The organism is Micromonospora narathiwatensis (assembly GCF_900089605.1).
Taxonomy (GTDB): domain Bacteria; phylum Actinomycetota; class Actinomycetes; order Mycobacteriales; family Micromonosporaceae; genus Micromonospora; species Micromonospora narathiwatensis.
Genome location: NZ_LT594324.1, coordinates 5,749,128 through 5,760,983, shown reverse-complemented (window position 1 = coordinate 5,760,983; position 11,856 = coordinate 5,749,128). Strand labels below are relative to the sequence as shown.

General features: G+C 71.7%; 8 protein-coding genes. 4 read left to right on the top strand and 4 right to left on the bottom strand.

Features of this window, described 5'->3' with window-relative positions; genetic code table 11:
- Positions 1-207 precede the first annotated feature (207 nt).
- From GA0070621_RS25360 to GA0070621_RS25350, 3 genes are all read left to right on the top strand, one after another.
- Complete coding sequence (locus GA0070621_RS25360) at positions 208-2,511, top strand: immune inhibitor A domain-containing protein (RefSeq protein WP_167667354.1); 2,304 nt, start codon at positions 208-210, stop codon at positions 2,509-2,511.
- Positions 2,512-2,796: 285 nt separating this feature from the next.
- A complete protein-coding gene (locus GA0070621_RS25355; protein ID WP_091200448.1) occupies positions 2,797-5,199 on the top strand; it encodes an immune inhibitor A domain-containing protein in 2,403 nt (800 codons plus the stop codon).
- A 177-nt stretch (positions 5,200-5,376) separates the two neighbouring features.
- Positions 5,377-6,309, top strand: coding sequence for an alpha/beta fold hydrolase (locus GA0070621_RS25350; protein WP_091200446.1), 933 nt, complete (start codon positions 5,377-5,379; stop codon positions 6,307-6,309).
- Position 6,310: 1 nt separating this feature from the next.
- Here the strand turns inward: GA0070621_RS25350 and GA0070621_RS25345 are convergent, their stop codons facing one another.
- Entirely contained in the window at positions 6,311-6,676 is a 366-nt protein-coding gene (locus GA0070621_RS25345) for a hypothetical protein (RefSeq protein ID WP_091200444.1), read from the bottom strand.
- On the bottom strand, positions 6,673-9,507 hold the full coding sequence (locus GA0070621_RS25340) for an SseB family protein (protein WP_091202840.1): 2,835 nt from the start codon (positions 9,505-9,507) through the stop codon (positions 6,673-6,675). Before GA0070621_RS25340 ends, GA0070621_RS25345 begins: the two co-directional genes overlap by 4 nt.
- 151 nt (positions 9,508-9,658) lie before the next feature.
- On the opposite strand from GA0070621_RS25340, the gene mycP reads away from it, so the two are divergent.
- A complete protein-coding gene (mycP, locus tag GA0070621_RS25335) occupies positions 9,659-10,858 on the top strand; it encodes a type VII secretion-associated serine protease mycosin (RefSeq protein WP_091200442.1) in 1,200 nt (399 codons plus the stop codon).
- A 208-nt stretch (positions 10,859-11,066) separates the two neighbouring features.
- Here the strand turns inward: mycP and GA0070621_RS25330 are convergent, their stop codons facing one another.
- Both GA0070621_RS25330 and GA0070621_RS25325 read right to left on the bottom strand, forming a co-directional pair.
- A complete protein-coding gene (locus GA0070621_RS25330) occupies positions 11,067-11,360 on the bottom strand; it encodes a WXG100 family type VII secretion target (RefSeq protein ID WP_091200436.1) in 294 nt (97 codons plus the stop codon).
- A gap of 18 nt (positions 11,361-11,378) precedes the next feature.
- The gene (locus GA0070621_RS25325) at positions 11,379-11,696 is read right to left on the bottom strand and encodes a WXG100 family type VII secretion target (RefSeq protein ID WP_091202839.1); all 318 of its coding nucleotides are present in this window, start codon (positions 11,694-11,696) and stop codon (positions 11,379-11,381) included.
- Between the last annotated feature and the right edge of the window lie 160 nt (positions 11,697-11,856).

Sequence of the window (11,856 nt, the reverse complement as noted above, 5' to 3'; positions counted from 1 at the left end):
CAGAGTGATCGTGGCCAAAACGTAACGTGAACAGGCATCAAATCTCTGCGGTATCTAGTCCCGATTTGGCCCGGTATGAAGGCTGCCCGAGGCGACAATTGATCGGTGACAAGAATCCCTACCTCTGCCATTGTGGTGACGCATGACATGACAGTGATGGCTGTGGCTATTCCTGTCGTGTAACAGATCCACAAAGGAGGAGAACCTTTGAGGGGACGAGTCACAGCGGGCCTGGCCGCCGCCACGGCCGCGCTGCTGGCGGCCGGCGTCGTCACGGCACCGGCGGCCGCCGCACCGGCGGCCGAGCCGGCCCCCGGCGTCGAGAAGGCGAACCACGGCAAGGACAACCTCCCGGACCCGAAGGCAGACCAGCACCGGGAGGTCCGGAAGCAGGCGATCGCCGACCTGGTGACGGGCAAGGCCAAGCTTCAGACGCGCAACGGCTCGAAGGTCATCAAGGTAAAGGACGACCTGTTCGTCGAGTACCAGCAGGCACCGAAGGTCGACAAGATCTTCACCATCCTGGTCGAGTTCGGGGACCGGACCGACCCGCGTACCGGCGGCACCCCCGGACCGGTGCGCAACCAGATCCCCGAGCCGGACCGCAACTGGAACGGCGACGCCACCGACGACAACAGCACCCTGTGGCGTCCCGACTTCGGCCGCGACCACTACCTCGACATGTTCTTCGGGGAGGGCGAGTCGTTCCGGGACTTCTACCTGAATCAGTCCGGCGGCCGCTACACCGTGGACGGTGACGTCTCGGCATGGGTGAAACTCCCCTACAACGAGGCCCGGTACGGCAGCAACGCCATCGCGGAGTCCGACGGGTACTGGAACCTCGTCAAGGACAGCGTCACCTCCTGGTACAACTCGCAGATCGCGGCGGGCCGGACCCCGCAGCAGGTCAAGGACTACCTGGCCCAGTTCGACCAGTGGGACCGGTACGACTTCGACGGCGACGGCGACTTCAACGAGCCGGACGGCTACATCGATCACTTCCAGATCGTGCACGCCGGTGAGGGCGAGGAGGCCGGCGGCGGCGCCCAGGGCGACGACGCCATCTGGTCGCACCGCTGGGCCGCGTTCCCGAACCTGGCGGGCACCGCCGGTCCGGGTGCGAACAAGGCCGGCGGCGTGAGCATCGGCGACACCGGTTTCTGGGTCCGGGACTACACCACCGAGCCCGAGAACGGCGGTCTGGGCGTCTTCACCCACGAGTACGGCCACGACCTCGGACTGCCGGACCTGTACGACACCGCGGGCGGTGACAACGGGGTCGGCTTCTGGAGCCTGATGGCCTCGGGTTCGTGGCTGAGCCACGGCACCGACGACATCGGTTCGACCCCGGGCTACATGGACCCGTGGTCGAAGCTCTACCTCGGCTGGCTGAACTACTCGACGGTCGACTACGGCAAGGCCAGCACCCAGGTGACCCTCGGCCCGGCCGGTGACAGCGACGGGCCGAAGGCCCAGGCGGTCGTGGTGAACCTGCCCTCGACGACCCAGACCACGAACTACAACACGCCGTTCGGCGGGTCGTACGAGTGGTGGAGCGGCAGCGCGGACGACCTGAACACGACCCTGACCCGGCAGCTGGACCTGACCGGCGCGACCACCGCGTCGATCACGGCGAAGGCCCAGTACGAGACGGAGGAGGACTACGACTTCTTCTACGCCGAGGTCTCCACGAACGGTGGGGCGACCTGGACCCAGTTGGGCAACTCGCTCATCGACCCGGGTGAGACCGGGATCGACGGTTCCAGCAACGGCGGCTGGGTCGACCTGACCTACGACCTGTCCGCGTTCGCCGGGCAGACCGTGCAGTTCCGTTACCGCTACGCCACCGACGGCGGCGTGCACTTCGCCGGCGTGTTCCTGGACAACATCTCGCTGGTGAAGAGCGGTTCGGTCGTCTGGACCGACGACGCGGAGACGCAGGACGCCGCGTGGACGGCCAGGGGCTGGACCCGGATGACCGGCTCGGTGACCGACACCTACCCCCGGTTCTACATCGCCGAGAACCGGACCTACGTCGGGTACGACGACACGCTGCGGACCGGTGGGTACAACTTCGGCTGGAACAACACCCGGCCGAAGTTCGTCGAGCGGTTCTCGAACCAGCCCGGCCTGCTCATCTGGTACGTGAACTACGCGTACGGCGACAACAACACGTCGGAGCACCCGGGCTACGGCCTGAACCTGCCGGTCGACGTCCGGCCGGGCGCGATCACCATCGGCTCGGGCAACATCACCAACCGGCGCGGCGGTTACGACGCGACGTTCAGCCTCTACGCCAAGCCGGCGCAGACGTTCCACCGCAACGGCGTGGCGTTGACCGTGCCGAAGCTCCCGCCGAACCCGGTCTTCCACGACAACAAGGTCGACCGGTACTGGAGCCCCGGCAACCCGCAGAACTCGGTCAAGGTCGGCGGCACCGGCATCAAGATCGAGATCGTGAAGCAGGGCACCAACCCGACCGACCCGATGGTCGTGAACGTCAGCAACTGATCGGGTGACCCGCGGTTCCGAGAGGGGCCGGTGGCGGCGACGCCACCGGCCCCTCTTCGCGTACCCGGGGCGGTCACCTAACCCGACCAGCCGATCGACCGATGCGGATGTGACGGCAGGGGGCGACCCCAACAGAAAGTTGCTACAAATCGAAGCGCCTGTCTTCCCACCCGTCACTGGAATGTTTATCTTCACCATTAGTCCCACTAGTGGGACGTCTCACCGGCCCGTACCCCCGTTGGGCCGGTTCCCTCACACCGGAGGTACCACGTGCGGAAAGTCGCAGTGGGTCTGCTCGGGCTTTCGCTGACCGCGACGGGACTGGTGGCAGGCACGGCCGCCAGCGCCGCGCCGGCCGCGAAGCTGCCGGCCGCCGCTCCGTCGGTGGCCGAGCCCGCCCGGGCCGACCATGACCTGCCCAACCCGCTGGAAGAGAAGCGCCGGGCACTGCGCCAGGAGGGCCTGAGCGAGGTCCTCTCCGGCCGGGCGAAGGCCGAGAAGATCAACGGCAGCACGGTCGTCAAGGTCGGCGAGAAGGCGGCCAAGGGTCCCAAGGCGGGTAAGGCCGCCAAGAGCACCAAGGCCGGCAAGGGTCCGACCCAGGACCAGTACGTCGAGCTCTCGCGCGAGCAGACCGACCAGATCTTCGTGATCCTCGTCGAGTTCGGCAACGAGCGGCACCCGAGCTACCCGGACCAGGACACCGACCCGAACACCGCGGGCCCGACCCGGTTCGACGGGCCGCTACGCAACGAGATCGACAAGCCCAACCGGGCGGTGGACAACTCCACCGTCTGGCAGTCGGACTACAACGCCGACTACTACCGCAAGCTGTACTTCGGCACCGCCCCCGGCGACGAGTCGCTGAAGCAGTACTACGAGGCGCAGTCCTCGGGCCGCTACAGCGTCGACGGCGAGGTCACCAACTGGGTCAAGGTGCGGTACAACGAGGCGCGCTACGGCCGCTCCAACGGCTACCCGTGCGCCTCCAACGTCTGCTCCAACACCTGGGCCCTGGTCCGGGACGCCGCCAACCAGTGGGTCGCCGACCAGAAGGCGCAGGGCCGGTCGGACGCGGAGATCGCCGCCGACGTGCGGGCGATGGACCAGTGGGACCGGTACGACTACGACGGCGACGGCGACTTCAACGAGCCGGACGGCTACATCGACCACTTCCAGATCGTCCACGCCGGCGGCGACCAGGCCGACGGTGACCCGTTCCAGGGTGAGGACGCCATCTGGAGCCACCGCTGGTACGCCTACGCCTCCGACATCGGCAACACCGGCCCGGCCGCCAACCCGCTCGGCGGCACCCAGATCGGCAACACCGGCGTCTGGATCGGCGACTACACCATCCAGCCGGAGAACGGTGGACGTAGCGTCTTCTACCACGAGTACGGCCACGACCTCGGCCTGCCGGACGACTACAACATCAACAACGGCGGGGACAACAACAACGAGCACTGGACCCTGATGGCCCAGAGCCGCCTCGGCGACAAGAACGACGGCGGCATCGGCGAGCGCGGCGGCGACCTCGGCGCCTGGAACAAGCTCCAGCTCGGCTGGCTCGACTACGAGGTCGTCAAGGCCGGCCAGAAGCGCACCCTGGAGCTGGGCCCGCAGGAATACAACTCCAGCAAGGCGCAGGCCGCGGTGGTGGTGCTCCCGCAGCGGGAGTACACCTTCCAGAACGGCAAGCCGTTCGAGGGCACCAAGCAGTTCTTCTCGGGCAACGCCGACGACCTGAACAACACGATGACGCGGACCATCGACCTCACCGGGAAGAGCAGCGCCGCGCTCACCATGAAGGGTCGCTACAGCATCGAGGAGGACTACGACTACCTCTTCTTCGAGGCGTCCACCGACGGTGGCCAGACCTGGTCGAGCCTGCCGGGCACGGCCAACGGCAAGGCCCTCAAGGAGATCTCGACCGGACGCTTCGCCCTGGACGGCTCCAGCAACGGGCAGTGGGTCGACGTCAACATCCCGCTGAACTCCCTCGCCGGCAAGGTCGCGCAGTTCCGGCTGCGCTACCAGACCGACGGTGGCCTCTCCGCCGGTGGCTTCTACGGTGACACCATCACCGTCACCGCCGACGGGCAGACCGTGCTCAGCGACGGTGCCGAGGCGGGTGCCAGCGGCTGGACCCTCAGCGGCTGGAGCATCGTCGAGGAGAGCTACAAGCGGAAGTTCGACAACTACTACATCGCCGGCAACCGGTCGTACGTCTCGTACGACAAGTACCTGAAGACCGGCCCGTACTACTTCGGCTACCTGAACACCCGCCCGGACTACGTGGACCACTACGCGTACCAGGAGGGTCTGCTCATCTCCTACTGGAACCTCCGGTGGGCCGACAACGACACGTTCGACCACCCGGGTGAGGGTCGTAACCTGATCATCGACGCGCACCCGCGGCCGATCTACAACCTGACCGGCAACCCCTGGCGGGCCCGCGTCCAGGTCTACGACGCGCCGTTCAGCCTGAACAAGGCCGACTCGTTCACGCTGCACATCAACGGCCAGGCCCAGTACATCCGGGGCCAGGACGCGCAGCCGGTGTTCAACGACACCAAGCAGTACTGGTACCCGGAGCTGCCGAACCACGGCGTCAAGCTCCCGGCCGCCGGCGTCAAGATCACGGTTCAGCAGCAGAAGGGCACCTCGATGAAGGTGAAGTTCTCCTGAGCCGCTGATCGGCACGACAACGCACCACCCGATGCCCGGGCAGGTCACCTGCCCGGGCATCGCCCTTTGCGGAATCGTGTGCCCCCGCACCGGCCCCTCCGGTGGTCTCCCGGAGAATCCCCTGATCCTCGCCACCTGCACAGCCACCCGCGCGTTGCCGGCCCTAGGCTGTGCCACATGACCGACCAGCGACGCGGACCCGTCGACGAGTCCTGCGTCCTCCCCGACGGGCCGTGGACGCACCGGTTCGTCGGCGCCAACGGGAGCCGCTTCCACGTCGTCGAGGCCGGCACCGGCCCGATGGTGCTCTTCCTCCACGGCTTTCCGGAATACTGGCTGGCCTGGCAGGAACTGCTGCCGGCGGTCGCCGACGCGGGGTTCCGGGCGGTCGCGATGGACCTGCGCGGGTACGGCGCGAGCGACAAGCCACCCCGGGGGTACGACGGCTACACCCTCGCCGCCGACGTGGCCGGGCTGATCCGGGCGCTCGGCGAACGGTCGGCGACCCTGGTCGGCTCCGGAGCCGGCGGCCTCATCGCCTGGACCGCCGCCTCGTTCCACCCCAGCCTGGTCCGGCGGCTGGTGGTGCTCGGGGCGCCGCACCCGCTCCGGCTGCGGGCCGCCATCTTCGCCGACCCGCGCGGCCAGTTCGCCGCCTCCACCCCGACCCTGAAGTTCCAGCTACCCCGCTACGAGCACGTGCTGACCCGGGACGACGCCGCCGAGGTGGAGGCGATCCTGCGCCGCTGGGGCGGGCCACGCTGGGTGAACGGCCCGGACTTCGCGGCGTACGCCCGGAGCTGCCGGGAGGCGATGCAGATCCCGCAGGCGGCCTTCTGCGCCATGGAGGGCTACCGGTGGGCGTTCCGGTCGGTGCTGCGGCTGCACGGCTACCGGTTCGTCAAGCTGATGCAACGCCCGCTGGTCACGCCGACCCTCCAGCTCCACGGTGCCCTCGACCGGTCGTCCCTGCCGCGTACCGCCCAGGGCTCGGGCCGCTACGTGATCGCCCCGTACGAGTGGCGGCTGCTCGACGAGGTCGGGCACTTCCCGCACATGGAGGCACCGGACGTGGTGCTCGGGGAGATCCTGCGCTGGGCGAAGTCCTGACTCACACCCGCTGCTCGCGCAGGTCGGCGACCTCGTTCGCCGGCGCCCAGCCCTGGTAGACCCCGAAGTCGAAGGCTTCGAGACCCAGCGCGCGGGCCACCGGCCACCGCCCACCCGTGTACTCCACCCGCAGCCAGCCGTCGTGCTCGGCCAGCACGATGAACGGCTGCCCCTGCCAGGTGCAGGTGGTCCGGACGTACGCCATCTCGTCGACCTCGGCGGCCGGCACCACCCGGACGTGTCGCCCGGGGCGTACCTCCTCGAAGCCCTCGCCCGGTTCGGGCTGGTAGAGGCGGACGTCGTCGCCGTCCGGGCTGGCCTGGTACTCCCGGCCCCGCCAGCGGGCCACGTAGCCGTCGCGGCTCACGACTCACCGACCCGTCGCCAGAGCAGCGCGTCGGTGTCCAGGATCGCCACCACCCGGTCGATGCCGTCCACACCGATCCGGCACAGTTGCGCACCGTGCGGCAGCCGGGCGCTGTCCACCTTGAACTCGGCGACCACGTCGCTGCTCTCCCCTGGCGCGAAGCCGTTGCCACGGAACGGGGGACGCTCGATCACCCAGCCCTCCATCGCCCGCATCGCGGCCTCGTTCTGCCCGCCGTACGGGATGCGGTAGAGGCTCGGCCGGTACGCCGGCCAGCGCAGCACGTAGATCTCCTCGGCGTCCCGGGAGAACGGTGAGTCGGGGTGGCCCAGGCCGAGCGCGTCAAAGAGCTGCGCCGGAGTGCTCAGGTGGGCCACCTCGCCGGCCCGGTGCACGAAGCCGGACACCCGGTCGTAGCCGCGCTCCAGGTAGTAGGCGAGCTGGCTCGGGGCGAGCGCCTTCTGCATGGTCACCGGCCGGTTCGGGTCGACCGGCGGCGCGGCGGGACGGGCCGCGGGGATGGTTTCGGCCTCGGCGGCGGGCTGTTCCGGCTCGCCCTCCGGGTCGTCCCCGAGGCCGACCTCGGCGGCCCAGTTGGCCAGCGCGAGGACCTGCTCGCCGGGGTACTTCGCCCCGATCGGGGCGCCCGGGTTCACCGCGAACGACCAGCTCTCGTCCGGCCAGCGCCGGATGAGCTGGACGAACTTCACGTGGACCGTGTCGACCGGACCGTCGACGCGGTCGGCCAGCCGCTCGGGCGAGGTGTAGACCACCACGTACGTCTCGCCGTCGAGCTGCTCCGTCTGCCAGACGAAGCCGGGGTCGCCGGGGCGGCTCCCCGGCGCGGAGCCGGCCGCGACGGGCAGCAGCACCCGGGCCAGCAGCAGGGTGGAGAGGAAACCGTCGGTGCTGCCGCTGCCCGCCGCGCCGAGCAGTTCCTCCTCGACGTCGTTCGCCGGTACGAAGTCGGGTGGCACCGGCTCCGGCGGGGCCGGCTCCGGTCCGCTGGACGCCGCCGGCTCCGGCGCGGGCGGCGCGGCGGACGGGGCGGGCGGCGCGGCGGACGGGGCGGGCGGCGCGGCGGACGGGGCGGGCGGCGCGGCGGACGGGGCGGGCGGCGCGGCGGACGGGGCGGGCGGCGCAGCGGGCGGCTCGAACAGCGAAACCGTCGGCTCGGCGGCGGCCGGGGCGGCCGGCGCAGGCGGCTCGAACAGCGAAACCGTCGGCTCGGCGGACCGATCGATCGTGAGCGGCAGGGTGGGGTCGGCGGGGCCGGCCCAGGGAGTGCCCGAACCGTCGCCGTCCGTCCGGTGCGGCGAACCGGCCGCGGTCGCCATCGCCGAGGTGGCGGCGGGAACGGTCGACACGGCGTGCGGCTCGGACGCCGCGTCGAAGGCCGGAGGGCTCGGGGGCGACTCCTCGGGCCCGGTGAGGTCCCGGGACTCGATCACGGTGCCCTCGATGACGATCGGCTTGAAACCCCGTTGCGGCGCGGGTGGGCCGGACACCGGTTCGGCGATCGACGAGGACAGTTCCTCCGTCTCGGCCGGCGCGAAGGCCCCGGGAGGAATCGGTTGGGTCCGCTCGGCCGTACCCGGCCCGTCGCCGGGGACGGAGTGACGACGGGGGAGAGCCTGGGTGGCCTCCTCGTTCGGGGCCGGGCTGGGCCGGAACGGCCGGGCCGCTTCCTGCGGACGGAGCGCCTGCGTGACCTCCCCGCCGTCCACTCCGAACGGCCGGGTGGGCTGCTCCGGCACCGGCTCGCTCAGCGGGCGACGGCGCGGAAACGGCTGGCCGCCCTGGCCGAGCCGGGGCGGCGGAACCGCGCGCTCACCGACCGGGTGCACCGGGCCCGGGGACGGCGGCCGGCGGGACGAGGAGGGCTCGAAGAACGACCGGGCGGGGGGTGGCGGCGCGGGTTCGCCGGACGGGCCGTTCGCCGAACCGGTACGCCCGGCGCCGGCGAACGGATCCGACTCGTCCGGACGCCGGCGCAGGTCTCTAAGCCAGCCGGAGAGATTGTCGGAGCCGGGGGCGGGCCGGTCACCGGGCGGCCCGACGGCGCCGCCGACGGACGCGGTGCGGGGTGGCCGGGCCGGCCACGCGTCGCGGACCGGTCCGTCATCCCGGGGACGCCGGTTGAGCGGGGCTGGGCGGTCCGGCGCCGGAGGGTCGATCGCCGGCTCCGGCCGGTGGACCGCCGGCGGACCGGTCGATCCGGTGGCGCGGGGCCGGGTGGCCGGCGTGGGGATCGGTACGGTCGACGACTCGTCCCCGGTGGCCGGAACGCGACCGCCCGGGCCGGATGGGATCGGCGCGGCCGGCGCCCCGCCCGCGAACGCGTCGGGGAGCGGCGACGTGCCGTCCCGGCCGGGTGTGCCGGTGCGGAGCCGGGCGGCCGTCTCCACCCGCTCCAGGCGGGCGCGGGCACCCATGGTCCGACCCGGCAGCCGGACGTCGCCCCGGGAGAGCTGCGCCACGAACCAGGCGGGCAGGTAGCCCTCGACCGGAAGGCCGGGATTGACGGCCAGCCACCACTCGTGGTTCGGCCACGCGGCGGCCAGTTCGGCGTACGGGACGCGGCGGGTGGCGCCGGCGTTCCCGCCCAGGCACGCCCGCAACGCGGTGACGGAGGTGAAGGCGAGAATGTGCGTCCGGCCGCCGGTGGTCCAGGTGCCCCAGCCGGACGGGGCCTGCCCGGGCATCTCGGCGGCGACCGGCAGCAGCAGATCGACGCGGGTCAGGATGCGGAAGTAGAGCTGCTGGTCCTGCGCACGCAACGCGTCCCGCATCGCCACCTCGGCCTCGGTGGCCGGCTCCCATCCGGTCACGGCCACCTCTCCTTCCGCGAACAGGCCACAGGCATCGCCTACAACCTACAAGGTGGTAACAAGATCACAATGGCTGGCCGGCGCGGTGCGTCGGGACGCCGACGAGCCACTAACATCCTGTTCCGGAGCCGACACGTTACGGAGGCGGTCGATGTCCCGGCTCATCGCGCGCCCGGTCCTGGCCGTCCTGGCGGCCGTCCTCGCGGCCGTACCGCCGACCGGTCCGGCGGCGGCCCGGGCGCCGTCGGCCTGCGCCGCGCCGCCCGCCCCGGCCCGCCCGGTGGCGGACCAGCCGTGGCCCCAGCAACGGTACGCGCCGGACCGCCTCGCCCCGCTCGCCACCGGCGCCGGGGTGGTCGTCGCGGTGGTCGACTCCGGGGTCGACCGCACCCATCCACAGTTGGCCGGGCGGGTGCTCGCCGGTGCCGACTTCCTCGACCCGGGCGGCGACGGCACGCGGGACTGCGCGGGGCACGGCACCGGGGTGGCGAGCATCATCGCGGCCACATCCCGGCCCGGGGTGGCGTTCCGAGGGCTCGCCCCGGGCGCGCGCATCCTGCCGGTACGGGTCAGCGAGCAGCAGGTGGTCGACGGGCGGGAGTCGGGGCGTACGGTCGGCGCGGCCGACTTCGCGCGGGCCATCCGGTGGGCGGTGGACCACGACGCCGATGTGCTCAACCTCTCCGTCGTGCTGTACGTGGACAGCCCGGCGGTCCGCCTCGCGATCGCGTACGCGCTGCGCCGCGACGTCGTGGTGGTGGCCGCCGCCGGCAACCTGCACGACAGCGGCAACCCCCGGCCGTACCCGGCCGCGTACGACGGGGTGCTCGGGGTGGGCGCGATCGGCGCGGACGGCGTCCGCTCCACGTTCTCCCAGACCGGCCCCTACGTCGACCTGGTGGCTCCCGGCAGCGATGTGGTGATGGCGGCAACCGGGCAGGGGCACCACCGGGCGGAAGGGACGAGCTACGCGACGCCGTTCGTGGCCGCCACCGCCGCGCTGCTGCGGCAGTATCGTCCCGAGTTGTCCGCGGTCGAGGTGGCCCGGCGGATCGTGGACAGCACCGATCCGGCCCCGGGAGGCGGGTCCGGTGCGGGGGTGCTGAACCCGTACCGGGCGGTCACCGAGTCGGCGGGGCCGGCGGCGACGCGCCCGCACCGCGGCGTGGCCCTGGGAGTGGACCGGCCGGACCCGGCCGAGGTGGCGCGGCGGACCCGACGGGCGGCGGCCCGGGACCGGGCGCTGCTGGTGGCCGGGGCGACCGGGGCGGCGATCCTCGTGGTGGTGCTGCTCGCGGTGGTGCTGCCGCGCGGGGCCCGGCGCCGCTGGCGTCCGGCCGACCCGGCCTGACCCGCCGGCCCTGCCGTGGGTCGCCGGCTTGTCGAGCACCATCGGGGCGACCACGACCGGGAGAGACCGCCGCCCGACAGCCCGGCCGAGCGGTGCCGGGACTGGTCGCCGCCGGCCCGGCCTGCCGGGCACCACGCCTCCAGATCCGCACAACCGTGAAGGCCGTGGCCGGGTGGCTGTGCGGATCTGGACGCGCGGGCGGTGGCGACTACTGGAACAGGTTGGCGTTCCGCTTCTCGGTGTCGAGGTAGTCGGCGGCGGAGTCCTCCACCGCGAGCTTGATGTCACGCAGCATGGCCTGCAGGTCCTGCGAGGCGGCCCGCCACCGCGCCTGCCGCTGCTCGTACGCCTGGCGGGCCTCGCCGGCCCAGCTCGCGACCAGCGGCGCGGCGTCCCGTTCGAGCTGCCCGAGCTGGCTGTCGAGGGTGTTCAGCGCCTTCTGGATGTCCGCGCCGGCCTGTTGCAACGCGGCGAAGTTGACGACCAGCACACCGTGGTCCATCGGATCCGTCCTTCCCGGTCAGAGCGGCAGCTGGATGCCGCGGTGGGTGCCGGCGACCCGGCCGGCGGCCTCGGTGTCCGAGACGTCGTACTGCGTTCCGGCGGTGCGGATCGCGGTGGCCGTCTCGCGCAGGGCGCGCTGCAGCGTCGCCTGGTCCTGCGCCCACTGTTGCTTCACCTGCTCGAACGAGCGCCCACCGGCGCCACGCCAGGCCTGCTGCAACACCTCCAGCTCGGCCATCAGGCCGCTGAGCATGCTCTGCAACGACTGGTCCACCTGCTCGAACCTCGCGGCGGTCTGCTGCATCACCGCGGCTTCTGCCTGGGTCTGGGACACCCGGGACGTCACCTCGTCTCCTCGGTCGTGGCTGGTCGCGGGAACGACCACCGTGGACTCGCCGGGCGCGATCCGGATCTGGGGGGATGGGTGCGGCGCGCACTCGGCGGAACTCGTCGCTGACGGTAGTCGTCCGACTCCGGTTGTGCTACCCCCTCCG